The 24,517-nt window shown below is 64.9% G+C and carries 17 protein-coding genes; 15 read left to right on the top strand and 2 right to left on the bottom strand.

Annotated elements, in window-relative coordinates; genetic code table 11:
- Positions 1-2,220: a primosomal protein N' gene (locus EA796_RS15370; RefSeq protein WP_122109226.1), complete on the bottom strand. Its 2,220-nt coding sequence runs from the start codon at positions 2,218-2,220 to the stop codon at positions 1-3.
- Between the two features lie 157 nt (positions 2,221-2,377).
- Here EA796_RS15370 and rpmE point away from each other — a divergent pair, with 157 nt between their 5' ends.
- The 4 genes from rpmE to EA796_RS15350 all read left to right on the top strand — a co-directional run bounded on the left by rpmE (position 2,378) and on the right by EA796_RS15350 (position 6,226).
- A complete protein-coding gene (gene rpmE / locus EA796_RS15365) occupies positions 2,378-2,593 on the top strand; it encodes a 50S ribosomal protein L31 (protein ID WP_021445703.1) in 216 nt (71 codons plus the stop codon).
- Positions 2,594-2,619: 26 nt separating this feature from the next.
- Positions 2,620-3,420 (top strand): thermonuclease family protein, encoded by an 801-nt coding sequence (locus tag EA796_RS15360; RefSeq protein WP_122109225.1) that lies wholly within the window; start codon positions 2,620-2,622, stop codon positions 3,418-3,420.
- Positions 3,417-4,853 carry a M48 family metalloprotease gene (locus tag EA796_RS15355; protein WP_122109224.1) on the top strand — a complete coding sequence of 479 codons (1,437 nt, stop codon included), beginning with the start codon at positions 3,417-3,419 and terminating at the stop codon, positions 4,851-4,853. Before EA796_RS15360 ends, EA796_RS15355 begins: the two co-directional genes overlap by 4 nt.
- 104 nt (positions 4,854-4,957) lie before the next feature.
- Positions 4,958-6,226, top strand: coding sequence for a malic enzyme-like NAD(P)-binding protein (locus tag EA796_RS15350; RefSeq protein WP_122109223.1), 1,269 nt, complete (start codon positions 4,958-4,960; stop codon positions 6,224-6,226).
- A gap of 126 nt (positions 6,227-6,352) precedes the next feature.
- Here EA796_RS15350 and EA796_RS15345 read toward each other — a convergent pair whose 3' ends face one another.
- The gene (locus tag EA796_RS15345) at positions 6,353-8,764 is read right to left on the bottom strand and encodes a penicillin-binding protein 1A (protein WP_122109222.1); all 2,412 of its coding nucleotides are present in this window, start codon (positions 8,762-8,764) and stop codon (positions 6,353-6,355) included.
- A 181-nt stretch (positions 8,765-8,945) separates the two neighbouring features.
- On the opposite strand from EA796_RS15345, the gene EA796_RS15340 reads away from it, so the two are divergent.
- The 11 genes from EA796_RS15340 to hemE all read left to right on the top strand — a co-directional run bounded on the left by EA796_RS15340 (position 8,946) and on the right by hemE (position 24,458).
- The gene (locus EA796_RS15340) at positions 8,946-10,010 is read left to right on the top strand and encodes a pilus assembly protein PilM (RefSeq protein WP_031302590.1); all 1,065 of its coding nucleotides are present in this window, start codon (positions 8,946-8,948) and stop codon (positions 10,008-10,010) included.
- A complete protein-coding gene (gene pilN, locus EA796_RS15335) occupies positions 10,010-10,582 on the top strand; it encodes a type 4a pilus biogenesis protein PilN (RefSeq protein WP_122109221.1) in 573 nt (190 codons plus the stop codon). Before EA796_RS15340 ends, pilN begins: the two co-directional genes overlap by 1 nt.
- The gene (gene pilO / locus EA796_RS15330; protein WP_021441993.1) at positions 10,579-11,199 is read left to right on the top strand and encodes a type 4a pilus biogenesis protein PilO; all 621 of its coding nucleotides are present in this window, start codon (positions 10,579-10,581) and stop codon (positions 11,197-11,199) included. Before pilN ends, pilO begins: the two co-directional genes overlap by 4 nt.
- Entirely contained in the window at positions 11,199-11,723 is a 525-nt protein-coding gene (gene pilP, locus EA796_RS15325) for a type 4a pilus biogenesis lipoprotein PilP (protein WP_082457771.1), read from the top strand. Before pilO ends, pilP begins: the two co-directional genes overlap by 1 nt.
- Before the next feature lie 54 nt (positions 11,724-11,777).
- Complete coding sequence (gene pilQ, locus EA796_RS15320) at positions 11,778-13,886, top strand: type IV pilus secretin PilQ (RefSeq protein WP_122109220.1); 2,109 nt, start codon at positions 11,778-11,780, stop codon at positions 13,884-13,886.
- 5 nt (positions 13,887-13,891) lie between these two features.
- Positions 13,892-14,410 (top strand): shikimate kinase AroK, encoded by a 519-nt coding sequence (gene aroK / locus EA796_RS15315; protein ID WP_122109219.1) that lies wholly within the window; start codon positions 13,892-13,894, stop codon positions 14,408-14,410.
- A gap of 51 nt (positions 14,411-14,461) precedes the next feature.
- A complete protein-coding gene (gene aroB / locus EA796_RS15310; protein WP_122109218.1) occupies positions 14,462-15,565 on the top strand; it encodes a 3-dehydroquinate synthase in 1,104 nt (367 codons plus the stop codon).
- A 10-nt stretch (positions 15,566-15,575) separates the two neighbouring features.
- Positions 15,576-17,132 (top strand): SPOR domain-containing protein, encoded by a 1,557-nt coding sequence (locus EA796_RS15305; protein WP_122109217.1) that lies wholly within the window; start codon positions 15,576-15,578, stop codon positions 17,130-17,132.
- A 237-nt stretch (positions 17,133-17,369) separates the two neighbouring features.
- Entirely contained in the window at positions 17,370-21,818 is a 4,449-nt protein-coding gene (gene gltB / locus EA796_RS15300) for a glutamate synthase large subunit (RefSeq protein WP_122109216.1), read from the top strand.
- 34 nt (positions 21,819-21,852) lie between these two features.
- On the top strand, positions 21,853-23,271 hold the full coding sequence (locus tag EA796_RS15295; protein WP_122109215.1) for an FAD-dependent oxidoreductase: 1,419 nt from the start codon (positions 21,853-21,855) through the stop codon (positions 23,269-23,271).
- A gap of 119 nt (positions 23,272-23,390) precedes the next feature.
- Complete coding sequence (gene hemE / locus EA796_RS15290) at positions 23,391-24,458, top strand: uroporphyrinogen decarboxylase (RefSeq protein ID WP_122109214.1); 1,068 nt, start codon at positions 23,391-23,393, stop codon at positions 24,456-24,458.
- Positions 24,459-24,517 lie beyond the last annotated feature (59 nt).

The following is a 24,517-nucleotide window of genomic DNA, read 5'->3' as shown; positions in this document are numbered from 1 at the left end:
TCAAAACAGATCGATCGGATCGACGTCCAGCGACCAGCGCACCGCGCGGCCACTGGGCATCTGCTCCAGCGCCTGCAGCCAGGGCGTGAGCAGGCGGTGCAAGGGGGCGCGGGCGTTGCCCTGCAGCAGCAGCTGGGCGCGGTAGCGGCCGGCGCGGCGTTCCATCGGCGCCGGCACCGGGCCGAGCAGTTCGATGCCGGAAAGGCCCAGTTCGTTCAGCAGCAGCTCGGCTTCGCTGCAGGCTTCGTCGAGAAAACCCTCGGCCTGCCCCGGTTTGTGCGCCTCGGCGCGCAGCAGCGCCAGGTGGCAGAAGGGCGGCAGGCCGGCGCCGCGGCGCTCGGCCAGGGCCTGTTCGGCGAAGGCGAAGTAGCCCTGCTCGGTCAGCTGCACCAGTAGCGGGTGGTCGGCCAGGTGGCTCTGGATGATCACCTTGCCCGGCTCCTCGGCACGTCCGGCGCGGCCGGCGACCTGGACGATCATCTGCGCCATGCGCTCGCTGGCGCGGAAATCGGCGGAGAACAGGCCGCCGTCGGCATCGAGGATCGACACCAGGGTCACCCGCGGGAAATGGTGACCCTTGGCGAGCATCTGGGTGCCGATCAGGATGCACGGCTCGCCCTTGTTGATGGTGGTCAGCAGCTTGGCCATGGCGTCCTTGCGCGCGGTGCTGTCGCGGTCGATGCGCAGCACCGGGTAGTCGGGAAACAGCAGCGCCAGGCGTTCCTCGGCGCGCTCGGTGCCGGCGCCCACCGGGCGCAGGTCGACGTGCTGGCACTTGGGGCAATTGCTCGGTCGGCGCTCGACGTGGCCGCAGTGGTGACAGCGCAGCTCGCCGTGGCGCTGGTGCACGGTCATCCGCGCGTCGCAGCGCGGGCATTCCGACAGCCAGCCGCAGTCGTGGCAGAGCAGGGTCGGGGCGAAGCCGCGGCGGTTGAGGAACACCAGCACCTGCTGGCCGGCGGCCAGGGTCTGGCCGATGGCCTGCTGCATCGGTCCGCTGATGCCGGAATCCAGCGGCCGGCTCTTCACGTCCAGGCGCAAAAAGCGCGGGGCGATGGCGCCGCCGGCGCGCTGGGTCAGCCTGAGCAGGGCGTAGCGGCCGCTGTGGGCGTTGTGCAGGCTCTCCAGCGACGGGGTGGCCGAGCCCAGCACTATGGGGACGTTCTCCTGGCGGGCGCGCACCAGGGCCAGGTCGCGGGCGTGGTAGCGCAGGCCTTCCTGCTGTTTATAGGAGGCGTCGTGCTCCTCGTCGACGATGATCAGCCCCGGGTTGTGCAGCGGGGTGAACAGCGCCGAGCGGGTGCCGATGACGATGTCGGCCTCGCCGTCGCGCGCCGCCAGCCAGGCGTCGAGGCGCTCGCGGTCGCTCACCGCCGAGTGCAGCAGGGCGATGCGTGCGTTGAAGCGGCGGGCGAAGCGGTCCAGGGTCTGCGGCCCCAGGTTGATCTCGGGAATCAGCACCAGCGCCTGCTTGCCGGCCTCCAGGCACTGGCGGATCAGCTGCAGGTAGACCTCGGTCTTGCCGCTGCCGGTGATGCCGGCCAGCAGGTAGGCATTGAACTGGCCCCAGCCGGAGGCCACGGCATTCACCGCCGCGCGCTGCTCGGCATTCAGCGGCAGCTCCGGCTGCGCCAGCCAGTGCGCCGGCTTGGCGTGCGGCTGGGTGCGGCGCACCTCGACCCGCACCAGGCCTTTTTCATGCAGCAGCTGCAGGCTGTCGCGGTTGAGCTGCAGCTGGCTGAGCAGGCCGTGGGCGACGCCGTGCGGATGCTGCGCCAGCGCCTTGAGCGCCTCGCGCTGGCGCGGCGCGCGGGCCAGGCGCAGATCCTCGACGCTGGCGCCGCTGTTGGCCAGCCAGTAGCGCTCCTGGCGCGTCTCCGCCGGCTCGCCCTGACGCAGCAGCACCGGCAGCGCCCAGCTCAGGGTATCGCCGAGGCTGTGCTGGTAGTACTGCGCGGTCCACAGGCACAGCTTGAACAGCGCCGCCGGCAGTGGCGGGCGGGCATCGAGCAGTTGCAGGGCGGGCTTGAGCTTGTCCGCCGGCACTTCGCTCTGGCTGTCGACCTCCACCAGAATGCCGATCATCTCGCGCCGGCCGAACGGCACGCGCAGGCGCAGGCCGGGCTGCAGCGCGCTGCGCGGCACACCGGCGGGGGCGCGGTAGTCGAACAGGCGGCGCAGCGGCGAGGGCAGGGCGAGGCGCAGGATCAGGTCGGGCACACGAGCCTCCATGGACAGGCCGGCGATCTTAGCACGCGACGGTCGGCACCCCGCGCGGCTTGCATCGACTGGCGGCTCTGGTATGATCCGCGGCCTATTTCTGTGCGGTGCCTGACGTTGGGTCGGGTGGCGGCACAAACACCCCGAGGAAACCCCCATGAAAGCCGATATCCACCCGAATTACGTCGAGATCGACGCCACCTGCTCCTGCGGCAACGTGATCAAGACCCGCTCCACCCTGGGCAAGAACCTGAGCCTCGACGTTTGCTCCGAGTGCCACCCGTTCTACACCGGTAAGCAGAAAGTGCTGGACACCGGCGGCCGTATCGATCGCTTCAAGCAGCGCTTCGGCGTGTTCGGCGCTACCAAGTAAGCGACCGCGCGATTGCGGAACGGCCCATGGTCTTGTCCGTGAAGCTTAAAAAGGCGTCCCTGGTGGGCGCCTTTTTCGTTTCTGTCGCCTGGGCAGGGCTCGCCCAGGCCTTCTGCCCGTTGCAGGCGGATCTGCCGCAGCTGGCGGTCAAGCAGGTGGTGGACGGCGATACCCTGCGCCTGGTCGATGGTCGCAGCGTGCGCCTGATCGGCCTCAACGCGCCGGAACTGGGGCGCCAGGGGCGTAGCGACGAACCCTTCGCGGTGCAGGCCCAGCGCCGTCTGCAGGCGCTGGTGGCGGCCAACGACGGCCGTGTCGGCCTGCGCCCGGGGCGCGAGGGCAAGGATCGCTACGGCCGCACCCTGGCCCATCTCTATGACCGCCAAGGGCGCAATCTGGAGGCGCAGCTGCTGGCCGAGGGGCTCGGTTTCATGGTCGCGGTGGCGCCCAACGTCGCCTTGGTGAGCTGCCAGCAGGCGGCCGAGCGTCAGGCGCGCCAGCAGCGCCTGGGGCTATGGCGCAAGGAGCAGGTGCAGGCAGCCGGCCAGTTGCGCAGCGGCGGCTTCGCCCTGCTCGGCGGGCGCGTGAGCCAGGTGCAGCGTAATCGTGGCGGCCTGTGGCTGGAACTGGACGGCGGGCGGGTGCTGCGGGTGGCGCCGGCGCTGCTTGAGCAGTTCGATGTGCACGCGCTGCAGCGCCTCGAGGGCGCGCGGGTGGAGGCGCGCGGCTGGGTGATCGACCGCCAGTCCCGCGGCGGCTTGAAATCCGCCCAGGCGCGGTGGATGCTGCCACTGACCCACCCGGCGATGCTGGAGGTGTTGCCATGATGCGAACCGTGCTTGTCTGTCTGGCCTGTGCCTGGCTGGCCGGTTGCGCGGTCAACCCGGCCACCGGGCGCAACGACTTCGTGATGATGAGCGAGCGCCAGGAACTGGATCTCGGCGCGCGCTACAACCAGGAAATCCTCAAGCAGTACCCGCGTTACGACGACGCCAGGCTGCAGGCCTATATCCAGCGGGTCGGCGAGCGGGTGGCGCGCAACAGTCATCGCAGCCAGCTCAACTATGTCTTCACCCTGGTCGACAGCCCCGACATCAACGCCTTCGCCTTGCCCGGCGGCTATATCTACATCCACCGCGGCTTGCTCGCCTACCTCAATTCCGAGGCCGAGCTGGCCGCGGTGCTCGGTCACGAGGTCGGCCACGTCACCGCGCGGCACAGCGTGCGCCAGCAGAGCCAGTCCACCGCCTGGGGTCTGCTCGGCCAGGCCGCGGCCATCGGCACCGGCATCGGCGCGGTGGGCGACCTGACCGGCGTGATGGGCAACGCCTTCGTGCGTGGCTACGGCCGCGACATGGAGCTGGAGGCCGACGGCCTCGGCGCCCAGTACCTGGCGCGCAGCGGTTACGACCCGCAGGCGATGATCGAGGTGGTCAAGGTGCTGAAGAACCAGGAGGACTTCGCCCGTGCCCAGGCGGCCAAGCGCGGCGAAGCGGTAGCCGCCGGCGGTTATCACGGCCTGTTCGATACCCACCCGGACAACGAGCGGCGCCTGCAGCAGGTGGTCGGCCCGGCCCGCGCCCTGGTCGGCGAGTCTCAGGAAGTGGGGCGCGATACCTTCTTGCAGATGCTCGACGGCCTGGTGTTCGGCGACTCGGCCGCCAGCGGCATTCGTCGCGGGCGGCACTTCTATCACGGCGAACTGGATTTCACCCTGAGCTATCCGGCCGGCTGGCAGCTGGTCAACCGCCCCGACGTGCTGATCGGCCACAGCGCCGATCAGCAGGCCTTCGTCGCCATGACCCTGGAGGCGGCAGACACGCGCCTGACGCCGGCCGAATTTCTTCGCCAGCGGGTCGGCAATCAGCGCCTGGCCGCCGGCGAAGAGCTGCGCCTGGGCGCGCTGCAGGGCTACACCGCGGTGCTGCCGGGGCAGCCGGCGCGGCGCGTGGCGGCGATCTACCGCGGCGAGCGGGCCTATCTGTTCATCGGCGTGGTGAAGGGGCGCGCCTCCCTGGAAAGCCAGGACCAGCACTTCCTCGAGGTGATCCGCAGCTACCGCCCGCTCAAGGCCGAGGAGCGCAAGCTGGCCGAGCCGGTGCGCCTGCGCCTGGCCCGCGCCAAGGCCGGGCAGAGCCTGGCGGCGCTGGCCAAGGACAGCCCGCTGCCGGGTGACGGCGAAGCCCAGCTGCGCCTGCTCAACGGGCTCTATCCCGGCGGTGAGCCGCGTCCCGGCGACTGGCTGAAAACCCTGCGCTAGCCGGTCGATTCAATAGCGACCGAACGGTCTTGTGCAGCTGTATACAACTTGCGTATCCTCGGCCGCCTGCCCGTTCAACAGCCAACAAAAGCGGAAATGCCACTATGTCAGATCTCAAAACTGCCGCTCTCGAATATCACGCTCAACCCCGCCCGGGTAAGCTGAGCGTCGAGTTGACCAAAGCCACCGCCACCGCCCGCGACCTGTCGCTGGCCTACAGCCCGGGTGTCGCCGAGCCGGTCCGCGAAATCGCCCGCGACGCCGAGCTGGCCTACCGCTACACCGGTAAAGGCAACCTGGTGGCAGTGATTTCCGACGGCACCGCGATCCTCGGTCTGGGTAACCTCGGCCCGCTGGCCTCCAAGCCGGTGATGGAAGGCAAAGGCGTGCTGTTCAAGCGTTTCGCCGGCATCGACGTGTTCGACATCGAAGTCGACTCTGAGAGCCCGCAGGCCTTCATCGACACCGTGAAACGCATCTCCATCACCTTCGGCGGCATCAACTTGGAAGATATCAAGGCCCCCGAGTGCTTCGAGATCGAGCGCGCGCTGATCGAGCAGTGCGACATTCCGGTGTTCCACGACGACCAGCACGGCACTGCCATCGTCACCGCCGCCGGCATGCTCAACGCCCTGGAAATCGCCGGCAAGACCCTGGAAGAGGCGAAGATCGTCTGCCTCGGCGCCGGCGCCGCCGCCATCTCCTGCATGAAGCTGCTGGTGAGCATGGGCGCCAAGGTCGAGAACATCTATATGCTCGACCGCAAGGGCGTGATCCACGCCGGTCGCGACGACCTCAACCAGTACAAGGCGGTGTTCGCCACCGAGACCGACAAGCGCACCCTGGCCGATGCCCTCGATGGCGCCGACGTGTTCGTCGGCCTGTCCGGCGCCAACCTGCTGAGTCCGGAAGACCTCAAGCGCATGGCGGCCAACCCGATCGTCTTCGCCTGCTCCAACCCGGATCCGGAAATCAAGCCGGAGCTGGCGCACGAGACCCGCAACGACGTGATCATGGCCACCGGTCGTTCCGACTACCCGAACCAGGTCAACAACGTGCTGGGCTTCCCCTTCATCTTCCGCGGTGCCCTGGACGTACGCGCCACCCGCATCAACGAGGAAATGAAGATCGCTGCCGCCCTGGCCCTGCGCGACCTGGCCAAGCTGCCGGTGCCGCAGGACGTGTGCGACGCCTATGGCGGTATCAAGCTGGAGTTCGGCCGCGAGTACATCATTCCCAAGCCGATGGACCGCCGCCTGATTACCGTGGTCTGCGATGCCGTGGCCAAGGCCGCCATCGAGTCCGGCGTGGCCACGCTGCCCTATCCGAAGCACTATCCGCTGAACTCGGTGGACGAAGTGTTCAACGGCTAAGGCCAGGCAATAAAAAACCCGCTTCGGCGGGTTTTTTATTGCCTGCAGAAAGGCCTCGCCTTGGCCGAAGGCGTGATCCGTGAGTGCCCGTCGGATCAGGCTTCGTCGGTCTAGCCTGGGGTCGTTCTAGAACAGATCGATCGGCGCCATTTCGTCGGCCGGCAGCGGGCTGCCGGGAACGCCCATGCCGGGCTCGAACTCGCTCATCGGCGGCGGCGAATCCTCGCTCTTGAACAGCTCGAAGTAGGCATCCGGCGTACCGGGCGCCGCGGCGCGGCCGCTGAGCGGGTCGACGCGCAGGGTGAGCAGGCCCTTGGGTTCCTTGGGCCGGTGGCTGGGGCGATCCTTGAGCACGGCGCCCATGTAGCTCATCCAGATCGGCAGCGCCACGGTGCCGCCGTATTCGTGGCGGCCGAGGCTTTCCGGCTGGTCGAAACCGGCCCAGACGGTGGTCACGTAGTCGGCGTTGTAGCCGGAGAACCAGCTGTCCTTGGATTCGTTGGTGGTGCCGGTCTTGCCCGCCAGGTCGTCGCGCCCCAGGGCTAGGGCGCGGCGGCCGGTGCCGCGCTTGATCACGTCCTGCAGCATGCTGGTCATGATGTAGGCGGTGCGTTCATCGATGATCTGCTCGGCGACCTTGGGTTCCTCCAGCGGCAGCTCGGCCGCAGCGTTCACCGTCAGCGTGGCGCTGCCCGTGGCCGGCGCGCTGCTAGGCACTCGCGCCGGATTGGCGTGGAACAGCGGTTTGCCGTTGCGGTCGTCGATGCGCTCGATCAGGTAGGGCTCGACCTTGTAGCCGCCGTTGGCGAAGGTGGCCCAGCCCTCGGCGATTTCCAGCGGGGTCAGGCTGGCGGTGCCGAGCGCCAGCGACAGGTTGCGCGGCAGGTCCTGCGGCTCGAAGCCGAAGCGCTCGATGTAGCGCAGGCTGCGGTCGATGCCTATGCCCTGCAGCAGACGGATGGAAACCAGGTTGCGTGACTTGTACAGCGCCTCGCGCAGGCGGATCGGGCCGAGGAAGGTGTTGTTGTCGTTCTTCGGCCGCCATTTCTGCGACAGGTAGTCGTCGGAGAGGATGATCGGCGCGTCGTTGACCAGGGTGGCGGCGGTGTAGCCGCTGTCCAGCGCCGCGCTGTAGATGAAGGGCTTGAAGCTGGAGCCGGGCTGACGCTTGGCCTGCACGGCGCGGTTGTAGTTGCTCTGGTCGAAGGAGAAGCCGCCGACCAGGGCCTGGATGGCGCCGCTGTAGGGGTCGAGCGACACCAGCGCGCTCTGCGCCGCCGGAATCTGCAGGAAGCGCAGGCTGCCGTCAGTCTGGCGCTGCACGCGCACGATGTCACCGACCTGGGCGACGTCCGCCGGCTGTTGAGGGCGCGGGCCGAGGCTGTTGGTGCTGAGGAAGGGGCGCGCCCATTTCATGCTGTCCCAGGACACCGCCTGCTCCTCGCCGCCGCGGGTCAGCACCAGAATGCCGCTCTTCTCCACCTGGGTCACCACGGCCGGCTCCAGGCCGCCGATGCTGCGGAACTTGCCCAGCTCGGCGAGCCAGGTCTCGCGGGTCATGCCCGGCAGGCGGCTTTCCGGGCCGCGATAGCCGTGGCGCTGGTCGTAGTCGATCAGGCCTTCGCGCAGCGCGCTGTTGGCCACTTCCTGCAGCTGGCTGGGCACCGTGGTGGTGACGTTGAAGCCCTCGGTGTAGGCCTCGCTGCCGTAGCGGCCGACCATCTCCGCGCGGGCCATCTCGGCGATGTAGGGGGCGCTGAGTTCGGGGGTGGGGACGTGGTAACGGGCATCGACCTCTTCGGCCAGGGCGGTCTCGTAAGTGGCCTGGTCGATACGGCCGAGGCGGTAGAGGCGGCCGAGAATCCAGTCGCGACGCTCCTTGGCGCGGGTTGGATTGACCAGTGGGTTGTAGCGCGAAGGCGCCTTGGGCAGGCCGGCGATCATGGCCATCTGCGCCAGGTTCAGCTCGCGCATCGACTTGCCGTAGTAGACGTGCGCCGCCGCCTCGATGCCGTAGGCGCGATTGCCCAGATAGATCTTGTTGACGTAGAGCTCGAGGATCTCGTCCTTGCTCAGCTCGCGCTCGATCTGCAGGGCCAGGAGGATCTCGGTGATCTTGCGCGAGAAGCTGCGCTCGCTGGTGAGGAAGAAGTTCTTCGCCACCTGCATGGTGATGGTGCTGCCGCCAGTCTGGATCTGCCCGCTTTTCAATAATTGCGTGGCAGCGCGCATCAGGCTGGTCACGTCGACGCCATAATGATTGGCGAAATTATCGTCCTCGGCGGCCAGCAGGGCGCTGATGAATTCCTTGGGAATTTCGTCGAAACGAATCGGCGAGCGGCGCATCTCGCCGAACTCGGCGATCAGCTTGGCATCGCTGCTGTAGACGCGCAGGGGGATCTGCAGCTGCACCTGGCGCAGCGACTCGACGGAGGGAAGGGTCGGACTAAGATAAAGAAACGCGCCGCTGAAACTGAGCAACAGCCCACAGAAAACGGCAACGCAAGACCACCAGAAGAACTTCAGCAGGCGTATCAAAATGTTCGGAATTCCAAGTAAAAGAATGAGTTAAGCGGGAGCTGAGGCTAAAAGGGAAAAGCTGATCACATTATAAGCGTTTTTTTTCCCGGGTAGCCATTTGCGCTTCTGTCAAGACTGATATTTAATGTGGAAAAACATAAATAGTCCGTAAGTCGCGGATGCCAATAGGAAAACGGTCGTGCTAGGGCTCTTCAATAAGAAAGCGAATACGCTGCTGGGGATCGATATCAGCTCGACCTCGGTCAAGCTCCTCGAATTGAGTCGCTCGGGAAGCCGCTACAAGGTAGAGGCTTACGCAGTCGAGCCGCTCCCTCCAAACGCTGTGGTGGAGAAGAACATCGCCGAGCTGGAGGGGGTCGGTCAGGCCTTGTCGCGGGTGCTGGCCAAGGCCAAGACCGGCGTCAAGACGGCCGCCGTGGCGGTTGCCGGTTCGGCGGTCATCACCAAGACCATCGAGATGGAGGCCGGGCTTTCCGACGACGAGCTGGAAAACCAGCTGAAGATCGAGGCCGACCAGTACATTCCCTATCCGCTCGAAGAAGTCGCCATCGATTTCGAAGTGCAGGGCCCTGCCGCGCGCAACCCGGAACGGGTCGAGGTGCTGCTGGCGGCCTGTCGCAAGGAGAACGTCGAAGTGCGCGAAGCCGCCCTGGCGCTTGCCGGTCTGACCGCTAAGGTGGTGGATGTCGAGGCCTACGCGCTCGAGCGCGCCTACGGCCTGCTCGAAGCCCAGCTGGGTGGCGGCCATGACGAGCTGACGGTGGCCGTGGTCGATATCGGCGCCACCATGACCACCCTCAGCGTGCTGCACAATGGGCGCACCATCTATACCCGCGAGCAACTGTTCGGCGGCAAGCAGCTGACCGAGGAAGTGCAGCGCCGCTACGGCCTGTCGGTCGAAGAGGCCGGTCTGGCCAAGAAGCAGGGCGGTCTGCCCGACGACTACGAAAGCGAGGTGCTGCAGCCCTTCAAGGAGGCCGTGGTCCAGCAGGTGTCGCGCTCCCTGCAATTCTTCTTCGCCGCCGGCCAGTTCAACGATGTCGACTACATCCTCCTGGCGGGCGGTACCGCCTCCATCCCCGACCTCGACCGCCTGATCCAGCAGAAGATCGGCACGCAAACTCTCGTGGCCAATCCCTTCGCCGACATGGCGCTGAGTAGCAAGGTCAATGCTGGCGCACTGGCCAGTGACGCGCCGGCACTGATGATTGCCTGTGGTCTGGCGATGAGGAGTTTCGACTGATGGCACGGATCAACTTACTTCCCTGGCGCGAACAGCTGCGCGAAGAGCGCAAGCAGCGTTTCCTGGTGACCCTGGTGGGTGTGCTCGTCATGGCCGCCGGCGTGGTTTTCCTTGGCGATCAACTGCTCAACGCCGCCATCGAACAGCAGAATGCGCGCAACAACTTCATCAAGAAGGAAATCGCCGTTCTGGACGCGCGGATCAAGGAAATCAGCGAGCTGAAGACCCGCCGTCAGCAGCTGCTGGAGCGGATGAAGATCATTCAGGATCTACAGGGTAATCGCCCGATCACGGCGCGGGTGTTCGATCAGTTGGTGAGAACCCTGCCCGATGGCGTGTATTTCACCAGCGTCAAGATGAGCGGTAAGAGCATCGCTATTGTCGGTGCGGCGGAGTCGAACAATCGCGTTTCCAATCTGATGCGCAACCTGGATGGTTCCGATTGGTTGCAAGCGCCTAACTTGACCGAGGTCAAGGCTGTTACTGCAGGGGCCGTGGATCAGGCCAACGTGTTTCAGCTGACTGTTCAGCAAACCCAGCCGCAGCTGGAAGAAACGGAGGCTGGGAAATGAGTGTGCGCGAGTCGCTCGAAGGTCTGCGCAATATTGATTTCAATGACCTTGACTTTAACAACGTTGGGTCATGGCCGGCAGCGGTTAAATTCATTGCGGGTTTTTTGCTGCTGGCTGTTGTACTGGCACTGGGTTACAACCTCCATTTGAAAGAGCTGCGAGAGCTGTTGGAGAGGCAGGAGCGTGAAGAGGTTACGCTGAAAGAGCAGTTTTCCAGCAAGGCTTTCCAGGCCGCAAACCTGGAGGCTTACAAGGAACAGATGAAAGAAATGGAAGTCTCGTTTGGCGCGCTGCTGAGGCAGTTGCCAAGTGATACCGAAGTGCCTGGTTTGCTGGAAGATATCACGCGCACCGGGCTGGGGAGTGGTCTGGAGTTTTCCGAGATCAAGTTGCTGCCGGAAGTGGCGCAGCAGTTCTATATAGAACTGCCCATCGAGATCAAGGTGGTCGGCGGCTATCACGATCTCGCGACCTTCGTCAGCGGCGTGGCCAGCTTGCCGCGTATCGTGACGTTGCATGACTTCGAATTGCTTCCGGAAAGTAAGGAAAGTTCCAGCAGGTTGAGTATGCGGATACTGGCCAAGACCTATCGTTACAATGACAAGGGGGTACAGTGATGCGCCTTTCTCGTTTAGCTCTGGTCTTGGCTTTGTCTGTACTGGTTGGTTGTGGTTCGGGTGGCGACTTTGCCGATCTGCGCGCTTATATGGATGAGGTGCGCGCGCGCCCCAAGGGTGCGATTGAGCCGTTGCCCAAGTTTCAACCCTATGAAAGCTTCACTTATCGTGCCGCCTCATTGCGAAGCCCCTTTCAGCCCCCTGTCAGGGTGGATGTGGTTAGCCGTCAAAAGGGAACTCAGGAAATTAAGCCTGATGAGGCGCGCGCCAAGCAATTTCTCGAGGGCTTTAACATAGAAACTTTCGTGATGGTCGGGACACTCGAAAATGCGACGGGTTTCTATGCTCTGGTTAGCGGTGCTGGTGGCGTGCACCGAGTAAAAGTAGGCGACTACCTCGGGCGTAATCACGGAAAAATTCTCGCGATCGATGAGTCCAAGGTGGATGTGATGGAAATCGTTCCGGATGGCGAGGGCGGTTGGTTGGAGCGGCCACGTAGCCTTTCCTTAAAGGAGCGCTCTTAAGGGAGCGAAGCGAGTATGAAAATAAATAATCTGTCTGCCCAACGGAATATGAATATGAACGGCTCCTTGTCGCGTATAAGCGTTGCCTTGCTGGCGACCATGCTTTCATCCGCCACGCTGGCGGCTAACCTGCAGGCGCTGGATGTGGCCAGCCTTCCAGGCGACCGCGTTGAACTCAAACTGTCGTTCGACGAACCTGTCGTGGCGCCGCGTGGCTATACCATCGAGCAGCCAGCACGAATTGCATTGGATTTGCCGGGGGTGGCCAACAAGCTTGGTGCGAAGAATAAGGAGCTTGGTGTTGGTAATGCTCGCAGTGTGACCATTGTCGAGGCTAAGGATCGCACGCGTCTCATTGTTAATCTTACTTCGTTGGCGCCTTACAGTACTCGCGTGGATGGTAACAACCTCTTCGTGCTGGTTGGCGAAGGCTCCTCTGGCGCTACGGTCTCGACGCCTCCTGTTGCACAGGCTGTCCCTGTTACCTCGCCCAAGGCATATGGGCCACAAGCAAAATCGATAAGTAATATCGATTTCCAGCGTGGCGAGCAGGGTGAGGGTAATGTGGTGATTACGCTTTCCGATGCTTCGGTGAGCCCCGATATTCAGGAGCAGAGTGGGAAGATCCGCTTGGATTTCGCCAAGACTCAACTACCGGAGTCTTTGCGCGTGCGCCTGGATGTGAAGGATTTCGCAACGCCAGTGCAGTTCGTCAGCGCCACTGGCAGTTCCGACAAGACCAGTATCCTCATCGAGCCGACGGGGCTGTATGACTATCTTGCCTATCAGACCGACAACAAGCTAACCATCAGCATCAAGCCGCTGACCCAGGATGACGCCGAGCGCCGCAAGGCCGAGCGTTTTGCCTACAGCGGCGAGAAGCTGTCGCTTAACTTCCAGGACATCGACGTGCGTTCGGTGCTGCAGCTGATCGCCGATTTCACCGACCTGAACCTGGTGGCCAGCGATACGGTCACCGGCAATATCACCCTGCGTCTGCAGAACGTGCCCTGGGACCAGGCGCTGGATCTGGTGCTCAAGACCAAGGGTTTGGACAAGCGCAAGGTGGGCAACGTGCTGCTGGTCGCTCCGGCCGACGAGATCGCGGCGCGCGAGCGCCAGGAGCTCGAGGCACAGAAGCAGATCGCCGAACTGGCACCGCTGCGTCGCGAGCTGATTCAAGTCAACTACGCCAAAGCCTCCGACATGGCCAAGCTGTTCCAGTCGGTGACCGGGGCTGAGGGGGCGGCCGATACCCGCGGCTCGATTACCGTCGACGACCGTACAAACAGCATCATTGCCTACCAGACTCAGGAGCGTCTGGACGAATTGCGCCGTATCGTCGCCCAGCTCGATATCCCTGTGCGTCAGGTGATGATCGAGGCGCGCATCGTCGAGGCCAACGTGGACTACGACAAGGCCTTGGGTGTGCGTTGGGGCGGAGCGCATACTCGTGGGAACTGGAGCGTTTACGGCAAGGATGGCGCTACCTCGTTCGACGATGGGCAGGCATTCCTGCCAGGAACCGATACGGTGGGTGACTTCACGCTGGAGGACGGTGTTTCGCCTGTGCCCTTCGTCGACATGGGTGTGGTCGGCAGTACCTCGGGTATCGGCATCGGCTTCCTGACGGACAATGTGACTTTGGACCTGCAACTCTCGGCCATGGAAAAAACCGGTAATGGTGAGATTGTCTCCCAGCCAAAGGTCGTGACCTCGGACAAGGAAACGGCCAAGATTCTGAAGGGGCAGGAGGTTCCCTACCAGGAGGCGAGCTCCAGCGGCGCCACTAGCACATCCTTCAAGGAGGCTGCTCTGTCGCTGGAGGTGACGCCGCAGATCACCCCGGACAACCGCATCATCATGGAGGTCAAGGTCACCAAGGATGCGCCCGACTTTGCTCGCGCCCTGAATGGCGTGCCACCGATCAACAAGAACGAGGTCAATGCCAAGGTGCTGGTCAACGATGGCGAGACCATCGTGCTCGGTGGCGTGTTCTCCAATACCCAGACCAAGGCGGTCGAGAAGGTTCCTTTCCTCGGCGACCTGCCTTATCTGGGGCGGTTGTTCCGCCGCGATATCGTCACCGACAACAAGGCCGAGTTGCTGGTTTTCCTCACTCCGCGCATCATGAACAACCAAGCCATTGCCGTGAACCGATGACCTAAGTGCGGAATGTAATCCTCGTTGGCCCGATGGGAGCTGGAAAGAGCACCATCGGGCGTTTGCTTGCTAAAGAACTGCGTTTGCCTTTCAAGGACTCCGACAAGGAGATCGAGCAGCGCACCGGTGCTGATATTCCCTGGATCTTCGATGTCGAGGGGGAGCAGGGTTTTCGTGAGCGAGAGCAGGCGGTGATCGCCGAGCTGTCGCTGCAGGATGGCCTGGTGCTCGCCACCGGCGGCGGCGCGGTGATGCGTCCGGAGAATCGCCAGGCGCTGCATGCCGGGGGGCGGGTGGTGTACCTGCATACCTCGGTGGAGCAGCAGATCGACCGCACTTCGCGCGATCGCAATCGTCCCCTGTTGCGTACGGCCAACCCGGCCCAGGTGCTGCGGGATTTGATGGCGGTGCGCGATCCGTTGTACCGGGAGGTCGCCGATATCGTCATCGAAACGGACGAGCGTCCACCGCGCATGGTGGTGCAGGAAATCCTGGCGCGCCTGGAAGCCTTGTCGCCCCGTTAAAGCGCGGGGCGAACTGCGCTATCCTAGAGCCCTTTTGATTCTGGGGGCCTCATGCAGACTCTTCACGTTGAACTCGGCGAGCGCAGCTATCCCATCTATATCGGCAGTGGTCTGCTGTCCCAGTCCGAGCTGCTGGCACGGCATATAGGCGGGCGGCAGGTGGCGGTGGTGACCAATGAAACCGTCGCGCCGCTCTATCTGCAGGGCCTGCTGCAGTCCTTGGCGGGGTTCAATGTGGCCTCGGTGGTGTTGTCGGACGGCGAGGCGTTCAAGAACTGGGAGACCCTGCAGCTGATCTTCGACGGCCTGCTGACGGCGCGCCACGACCGGCGTACCACCGTGGTGGCTCTGGGCGGCGGGGTGATCGGCGACATGGCCGGTTTTGCTGCGGCCTGTTATCAGCGCGGTGTGGATTTCATTCAGGTGCCGACCACCCTGCTGTCGCAGGTCGATTCCTCGGTCGGCGGCAAGACCGGGATCAACCACCCGCTGGGCAAGAACATGGTCGGCGCCTTCTACCAGCCCAAGGCGGTGCTGATCGACACGGCAAGCCTGAACACCTTGCCCGCACGTGAGCTCTCTGCCGGACTGGCGGAGGTGATCAAGTACGGACTGATCTGCGACGAGCCCTTCCTCGGCTGGCTCGAGGCCAATATGCCGGCGCTGCGCAGTCTGGATCAGGCGGCGCTGACCTATGCCATCGAGCGCTCCTGTGCGGCCAAGGCGCGGGTGGTCGGTGCCGACGAGCGCGAGTCCGGCGTGCGGGCGACGCTGAACCTCGGCCATACCTTCGGTCATGCCATCGAGACCGAGCAGGGTTATGGCGTGTGGCTGCACGGCGAGGCGGTGTCCGCGGGCACCGTGATGGCGCTGGAGATGTCCCATCGCCTGGGCTGGTTGTCGGTGGCCGAGCGCGATCGCGGCGTCCGTCTGCTGCAGGCGGCGGGTTTGCCGGTGGTGCCGCCGCGGGACATGACCCCGGCGCAGTTTCTCGAACATATGGCGGTGGACAAGAAGGTGCTCGATGGCCAGTTGCGCCTGGTGCTGCTCAAGCGCCTGGGCGAGGCCGTGGTCACCGCCGACTACCCGCGTGAAATTCTCGACGCCACGCTGCGCAGCGACTACGCCGCGTTGGCTCAGTCGTTCAACTCTTGAAGAGTGATCCATGACCAGTCTGCATGCTGACGAAGCTTTCCTGGCGCATTACCAGTTCAGTCACGACCCCTTCGCGCCGCGGGTGCCCGGCTTCAAGTTTTTTCCGGCGCAGCGCAAGCCGGTGCTGGGCCAGTTGCACCATCTGGCGCGCTATAGCCAGCTGCTGCTGGCGGTAGTCGGCCCGCAAGGCAGTGGCAAGACCCTGCTGCGCCAGGCGCTGGTCGCCAGTACCAACAAACAGGCGGTGCAGAGCATCGTGCTGGCCCAGGGTGTGGGCGGCAGCGACGCTCTGCTGCGCCAGGTCGCCCAGGGGTTGTCCGTGGCCCAGGCCGACCTGCGCTCGATCCTGGCGCAGGTCGCGCAGTTGGCGCTGACCGGCCAGGAGGTCTATCTGCTGATCGACGATGCCGATCAGCTCGACGATGCTGCGCTGAAGACCGTGCTGGCGCTGGCGGCGGGTAATGGCGAGGGGCGCCCGCATGTGTTCCTGTTCGCCGAGCCCGAGCTGCTGGGGCGGCTCGAGGCCCTGGCTGGCGGCGAGGAGTGCTACCACGCTATCGAACTGCAGCCCTACAACGAGGAGGAGACGCGCGATTATCTGGCGCAGCGCCTCGACGGTGCTGGGCAGGGTATCGAGGTGCTGAACGAGGAGCAGATCGAGGAGATTCATCTGCGTTCCCAGGGCTGGCCGGGGGCGATCAACCAGGAGGTGCGCGAGCTGCTGGTGGAGCAGATGCTGGCGCAGCGCGCCGCCGGGCGGGGGGCGAGTGCCGGCTTCGCCTTGCCGAAGAAGCATCTGCTGGCGCTGGCCGTGGTGCTGGTCGGCGTCGCTGCGGCCTGGCTGATGCAAGGGCGCGAGGCGCCGGCACCGGCAACGGCGGAGATCACGGCGCCGCTGTCGCTGCAGCCTGCCGCTCCGGCGCCGGTAGTCGAGGCGCCTGCCGAGGCGCCGGTGGTCGAGAGCAAGGCGCCGGCCATCGAGTTCGCCGGCGCCAGTCAGCCGCTGCCTCTGCCGTTGGTGGGGGAATCGCAGGCAGTGATTCGTCAGCCTCTGGCGGAAGCGGCAGGCGAGGAGCTGGATGGCTTCGAGCCGCCGGCCGCGCCCGTCGTGCCGGCGCCCTCGACAGTCGTGGCGCCGGCCGCTCCAATCGTTGCTGCACCTGCACCTGCACCTGCACCTGCACCGGCATCTGCGGTGCCCAAGCCGGCGGAGGTGGCGGTCGCCAAGCCTGCTGCGCCGGCCCCTACGCCTGCTCCGGTCAAGCCCGCCCAGGGCGCTACGGCAACGGGCGACTGGTATGCCCAGCAGCCGGCTTCGCGTTACGCCCTGCAGATTCTCGGCTCGCGCTCGGAGGCCAATATCCAGGCGCTGGTGCGCGAAGGTGGCGGCGAATACCGCTACTTCAAGAAAGTGCACCAGGGGCAGCCGCTGTTCGTGCTGACCTATGGTAGTTTCGCCAGCCGCGATGCCGCCCAGGCGGCGGTCAAGACGCTGCCGGCCAAGTTGCAGGCGGGCAAGCCCTGGCCGCGCACCCTGGGCAGCATTCAGCAGGAAATGCGCCGCTAGCCCGCTGCTTCGGAGTGACCGCTGGGTCGTTAGCACGACCTGGCGGTCTTATCCTTCGTTTTCGCGACATAAGTTTTCATCGCCTCGTCACGAAGATTTGTGACGGCCTAGGCGGATATGTACAATGACCTCCCTTTTGCCTGCGCAAAGCTGGTGCATGCCCGTGCGTGCAAGGTAAGTGGTTGAATTAGAAAGCAATTTGCCTGAAGTCTAGGCAGCCTGGTGAGAGTTTCCCCTATGAAAGCAGGTTTGTACCGTCCTGATGAGTTCAAGGATAACTGCGGCTTCGGCTTGATCGCCCATATGCAAGGTGAGGCGAGCCATCACCTGCTGCAGACCGCCATTGAGGCCCTTACCTGCATGACCCACCGCGGCGGCATCAACGCCGACGGCAAGACCGGTGACGGCTGTGGTCTGCTGATCCAGAAACCGGATCTGTTCCTGCGCGCCGTGGCCCAGGAGTCTTTCGGCGTCGCACTGCCGACGCAGTATGCCGTGGGCATGGTGTTCTTCAACCAGGACCCGGCCAAGGCCGAGGCCGCTCGCGAGAACATGAACCGCGAGATCCTCGCGGCCGGCCTGCAGCTGATCGGCTGGCGCAAGGTGCCGATCGATACCTGCGTGCTCGGCCAGCTGGCACTGGAGCGTCTGCCGATCATCGAGCAGGTGTTCGTCGGCGGCGAAGGGCTGTCCGATCAGCAGTTCGCCATCAAGCTGTTCAGCGCCCGTCGCCGTTCCTCGGTGGCCAACGCCGCCGACGCCGATCACTACATTTGCAGCTTCTCGCACAAGACCATCATCTACAAAGGCCTGATGATGCCGGCGGACCTGCAGCAGTTCTACCCGGATCTGGGCGACGAGCGCCTGCAGACCGCGATCTGCGTGTTCCACCAGCGCTTCTCCACCAACACCCTGCCGAAATGGCCGCTGGCGCAGCCGTTCCGCTTCCTCGCCCACAACGGTGAGATCAACACCATCACCGGCAACCGCAACTGGGCTCAGGCCCGTCGCCTGAAGTTCGCCAACGAGTTGATCCCCGATCTGGAAGAGCTCGGCCCGCTGGTCAACCGCGTCGGCTCCGACTCCTCGAGCATGGACAACATGCTCGAGCTGATGGTCACCGGCGGCATCGACCTGTTCCGCGGCGTGCGCATGATCATTCCGCCGGCCTGGCAGAACGTCGAGACCATGGACGCCGACCTGCGCGCGTTCTACGAATACAACTCCATGCACATGGAGCCCTGGGACGGTCCGGCCGGCGTGGTGCTGACCGACGGTCGCCATGCCGTGTGCCTGCTCGACCGCAACGGCCTGCGTCCGGCGCGCTGGGTCACCACCAGCAACGGCTACATCACCCTGGCGTCGGAAATCGGCGTGTGGGACTACAAGCCGGAAGACGTCATCGCCAAGGGCCGCGTCGGCCCGGGGCAGATCCTCGCCGTCGATACCGAGACCGGCCAGGTGCTGTCCACCGACGACATCGACAACCGCCTGAAATCGCGCCACCCCTACAAGCAGTGGCTGCGCAAGCACGCCCAGCGCATCCAGGCCACCCTGGAAGACCGCGACCACGGCTCGCCCTTCTACGACCCGGACCAGCTCAAGCAGTACATGAAGATGTTCCAGGTCACCTTCGAGGAGCGTGACCAGGTGCTGCGCCCGCTCGGCGAGCAGGGCCAGGAGGCGGTCGGCTCGATGGGCGACGACACCCCGATGGCGGTGCTCAGCCAGCGCGTGCGTTCGCCCTACGACTATTTCCGCCAGCAGTTCGCCCAGGTCACCAACCCGCCGATCGACCCGCTGCGCGAAGCCATCGTCATGTCCCTGGAGATCTGCCTCGGCGCCGAGCGCAACATCTTCCAGGAGTCGCCCGAGCATGCCGCCCGCGTGATCCTCAGCAGCCCGGTGATCTCGCCGGCCAAGTGGCGCGCGCTGATGAACCTGGATCGCCCGGGCTTCGAGCGCCAGCTGATCGACATGAACTACGACGAGTCGATCGGTCTGGAAGCGGCCGTACGCAACATGGCTGACCAGGCCGAGGAGGCGGTACGCAGTGGCAAGGTGCTGCTGGTGCTGTCCGACCGCCACATCGCCCCGGGCAAGCTGCCGGCGCATGCCGCGCTGGTCACCGGCGCCGTGCATCACCGCCTGACCGAGAAGGGCCTGCGCTGCGACTGCAACATCCTGGTCGAGACCGCCACCGCGCGCGATCCGCACCACTATGCGGTGCTGCTGGGCTTCGGCGCCTCGGCGGTGTATCCGTTCCTGGCCTGTGAAGTGCTGGGCGACCTGATCCGCACCGGCGAAGTGCTGGGCGATCTGTACGAGGTGTTCAAGCATTACCGCAAGGGCATCTCCAAGGGCCTGCTGAAGATCCTGTCGAAGATGGGCATCTCCACCGTCGCCTCCTACCGCGGCGCCCAGCTGTTTGAGGCCGTCGGCCTGGCCGACGAGGTCACCGAGCTGTGCTTCCGTGGCGTCGCCAGCCGCATCCAGGGCGCGCGCTTCGTCGACATCGAGAGCGAGCAGAAGCTGCTGTCGGCCGAGGCGTGGAACAACCGCAAGGCCATCCAGCAGGGCGGTCTGCTCAAGTTCGTCTACGGCGGCGAGTACCACGCCTACAACCCGGACGTGGTCAGCACCCTGCAGGCCGCCGTGCAGCAGGGCAGCTACGCCAAGTACAAGGAATACTCGGCGCTGGTGGACAACCGCCCGGTGTCGATGATCCGCGACCTGCTCAAGGTCAAGACCGCCGAGCAGCCGCTGGCGCTGGACCAGGTCGAGCCGCTGGAGGCCATCCTCAAGCGCTTCGACTCCGCCGGCATCTCCCTCGGCGCGCTGTCGCCGGAGGCCCACGAGGCCATCGCCGAGGCGATGAACCGCCTCGGTGCACGCTCCAACTCCGGCGAGGGCGGCGAAGACCCGGCCCGCTACGGCACCGTGCGCAGCTCGAAGATCAAGCAGGTGGCCACCGGCCGCTTCGGCGTCACCCCCGAGTACCTGGTCAACGCCGAAGTGCTGCAGATCAAGGTGGCCCAGGGCGCCAAGCCCGGCGAGGGCGGCCAGCTGCCGGGCGGCAAGGTCAACGGGCTGATCGCCCGCCTGCGCTACGCGGTGCCGGGCGTGACCCTGATCTCGCCGCCGCCGCACCACGACATCTACTCGATCGAGGACCTGGCGCAGCTGATCTATGACCTCAAGCAGGTCAACCCGGCCGCGCTGGTGTCGGTCAAGCTGGTGGCCGAGGCCGGTGTCGGCACCATCGCCGCCGGCGTGGCCAAGGCCTATGCCGACCTGATCACCATCTCCGGCTACGACGGCGGCACCGGCGCCTCGCCGCTGACCTCCATCCGCTACGCCGGCGCGCCCTGGGAACTGGGCCTGGCCGAGACCCACCAGACCCTGCGCGGCAACGACCTGCGCGGCAAGGTGCGGGTGCAGACCGACGGCGGCCTGAAGACCGGCCTCGACGTGATCAAGGCGGCCATCCTCGGCGCCGAGAGCTTCGGCTTCGGCACCGCGCCGATGATCGCCCTGGGCTGCAAGTACCTGCGCATCTGCCACCTGAACAACTGCGCCACCGGCGTGGCCACGCAGAACGACAAGCTGCGCAAGGACCACTTCATCGGTACCGTCGAGATGGTGATGAACTTCTTCACCTACGTCGCCGAGGAAACCCGCGAGTGGCTGGCCAAGCTCGGCGTGTCGAGCCTGGAGCAGTTGATCGGGCGCACCGATCTGCTCGAGATGCTGCCGGGCCAGACCGCCAAGCAGGGCAACCTGGACCTGTCGCCGCTGCTCGCCAGCGCGCATATACCGGCCGACAAGCCGCAGTTCTGCCAGGTTGAGAAGAACCCGCCGTTCGACAAGGGTGAGCTGGCCGAGAAGATGGTCGAGCTGGCCAGGTCGGCGATCGACGGCCGCAGCGGCGGCGAGTTCGAGCTGGACATCTGCAACTGCGACCGCTCCATCGGCGCACGCGTGTCCGGCGAGATCGCCAAGCTGCACGGCAACCAGGGCATGAACGACGCGCCGATCACCTTCCGCTTCAAGGGTACTGCGGGGCAGAGCTTCGGCGTGTGGAACGCCGGTGGCCTCAACCTGCACCTGGAAGGCGACGCCAACGACTACGTCGGCAAGGGCATGACCGCCGGCAAGCTGGTGATAGTGCCGCCCAAGGGCAGCCCGTTCGCCACCCAGGACTCGGCCATCATCGGCAACACCTGCCTGTACGGCGCCACCGGCGGCAAGCTGTTCGCCGCCGGCACCGCCGGCGAGCGTTTCGCCGTGCGCAACTCCGGCGCCCATGCGGTGGTGGAAGGTGTGGGCGACCACTGCTGCGAGTACATGACCGGCGGCTTCGTCTGCGTGCTGGGCAAGACCGGCTACAACTTCGGTTCCGGCATGACCGGCGGCTTCGCCTACGTGCTCGACCTGGACAACGGCTTCTACGACCGCGTCAACCACGAGCTGGTGGAAATCCAGCGCATCAACAGCGAAGCCATGGAGGCCTACCGTAGCCACCTGCAGCGCGTCCTCGCCGAATACGTCGAGGAAACCGCCAGCGAATGGGGTCGCAACCTGCTGGAAAACCTGGACGACTATCTGCGCAAGTTCTGGCTGGTCAAGCCGAAAGCCGCGAGCCTGAAGTCGCTGCTGTCCAGCACCCGTGCCAACCCGCAATAAGAATGCGCCTGAAGTGGTTTGATGAGGTAATGCAATGACTGAACGTCTGAATAACGACTTCCAGTTCATCGAAGTCGGGCGCAAAGACCCGAAGAAGAAACTGCTGCGTCAGCGCAAGAAGGAATTCGTCGAGATCTACGACAACTTCAAGCCGGCGCAAGCTGCAGACCAGGCGCACCGCTGCCTGGGCTGCGGCAACCCGTATTGCGAGTGGAAGTGCCCGGTGCACAACTTCATTCCCAACTGGCTCAAGCTGGTGTCCGAGGGCAACATCCTGGCCGCCGCCGAGCTCTCGCACCAGACCAACACCCTGCCGGAAGTCTGCGGCCGGGTGTGCCCGCAGGATCGGCTGTGCGAGGGTGCCTGCACCCTTAACGACGGCTTCGGGGCGGTGACCATCGGTTCGGTGGAGAAGTACATCACCGACACCGCCTTCGCCATGGGCTGGCGCCCGGACATGTCCAAGGTCAAACCGACCGGCAAGCGTGTCGCGGTGATCGGTGCCGGCCCTGCCGGCCTGGGCTGTGCCGATGTGCTGGTGCGCAACGGCGTGACCCCGGTGGTGTTCGACAAGAACCCGGAAATCGGCGGCCTGCTGACCTTCGGCATTCCCGAGTTCAAGCTGGAAAAGACCGTGCTCAGCCGCCGCCGTGAAGTGTTCACCGGCATGGGCATCGAGTTCCGCCTGAATACCGAGATCGGCAAGGACATCGGCATGGATGAATTGCTCGCCGAATTCGATGCCGTATTTATGGGCATGGGCACCTACACCTACATGAAGGGCGGCTTCCCCGGTGAAGACCTGCCGGGCGTCTATGACGCGCTGGACTTCCTCATCGCCAACGTCAATCGCAACCTCGGTTTCGAGAAGGCGCCGGAAGACTTCATCGACATGAAGGGCAAGCGCGTCGTGGTGCTCGGCGGCGGCGACACCGCGATGGACTGCAACCGCACCTCGATCCGTCAGGGTGCCAAGGCGGTGACCTGTGCCTACCGCCGCGACGAAGAGAACATGCCGGGCTCGCGCAAGGAAGTGAAGAACGCCAAGGAAGAGGGCGTGAAGTTCCTGTTCAACCGCCAGCCTATTGCGATTGTGGGTGAGGATAAGGTGGAAGGCGTCAAGGTGGTCGAGACCCGTCTCGGCGAGCCGGATGCCCGCGGCCGCCGCAGCCCCGAGCCGATCCCGGGCTCCGAGGAGATCATTCCGGCCGAGGCCGTGCTGATCGCCTTCGGTTTCCGTCCGAGCCCGGCGCCCTGGTTCGAGCAGTTCGAGATCCAGACCGACAGCCAGGGCCGCGTGGTGGCGCCGGAGCAGAACCAGTTCAAGCACCAGACCAGCAACCCGAAGATCTTCGCCGGCGGCGACATGGTGCGCGGCTCGGACCTGGTGGTGACGGCGATCTTCGAGGGGCGCAACGCCGCCGAAGGCATCCTCGACTACCTGGGCGTCTGATCGATTGCGTCAGGGCCTGCCCGCGACAAATTGACCCGATGGACAAAAGGCACGGCACTCGCCGTGCCTTTTGTTTGGCGCTCTGCGAAAATGCCCGCACTTTTTTCTAGGACTCTGCCATGACCGCCCTGAAGAACGATCGCTTCCTTCGCGCCCTGCTCAAGCAACCCGTGGACGTCACGCCGGTGTGGATGATGCGCCAGGCCGGTCGTTACCTGCCGGAATACCGCGCCACCCGCGCCAAGGCGGGCAACTTCGTCAACCTGATGAAGAACCCGGAACTGGCCTGCGAAGTCACCATCCAGCCGCTGGACCGCTACCCGCAGCTGGATGCGGCGATCCTCTTCTCTGACATCCTCACCATTCCCGATGCCATGGGCCAGGGCCTGTATTTCGAGACCGGCGAAGGCCCGCGGTTCAAGAAGGTGATCAGCAGCCTGGCCGATATCGAGGCGCTGCCGATCCCGGATGCCGAGCAGGACCTGGGCTACGTGATGGACGCGGTGCGCGGCATCCGCCGCGAGCTGAACGGCCGCGTGCCGCTGATCGGCTTCTCCGGCAGCCCCTGGACCCTGGCCACCTATATGGTCGAAGGCGGCTCCAGCAAGGATTTTCGCAAGTCCAAGGCGATGCTCTACGACAACCCCCAGGCCATGCACGCGCTGCTCGACAAGCTGGCCCAGGCGGTCACCGCCTACCTCAACGGGCAGATCAAGGCCGGCGCCCAGGCGGTGCAGATCTTCGATTCCTGGGGCGGTTCGCTGTCGGCGGCGGCCTATCAGGAATTCTCCCTGGCCTATATGTGGAAGATAGTCGACGGCCTGATCCGCGAACACGACGGCCGCCGGGTGCCGGTGATTCTGTTCACCAAGGGCGGCGGTCTGTGGCTGGAATCCATGGCCGATAGCGGCGCCGAGGCCCTGGGTCTGGACTGGACCTGCGATATCGGCAGCGCCCGCGCTCGCGTCGGCGCCAAGGTGGCGCTGCAGGGCAATATGGACCCGAGCGTGCTGTACGCCAACCCGGCGGCGATCCGTGCCGAGGTGGCGCGCATCCTCGCCGCCTATGGGCAGGGCAGCGGCCATGTGTTCAACCTCGGCCACGGCATCACCCCGGAGGTCGATCCGGCCCATGCCGGCGCCTTCTTCGAGGCGGTGCACGAGCTGTCGGCGCAGTACCACCAGTAAGCAGAACAGGGGCCGCGCAAGCGGCCTCTTTGCTATCGGCCGGGCAAGCTCCTCGCGCT

It is taken from the genome of Pseudomonas sp. AOB-7 (assembly GCF_003696305.1).
Lineage (GTDB): Bacteria > Pseudomonadota > Gammaproteobacteria > Pseudomonadales > Pseudomonadaceae > Aquipseudomonas.
The sequence above is the reverse complement of the archived record's forward strand: the minus strand, read 5'-3'. Positions and strand labels throughout refer to the sequence as shown.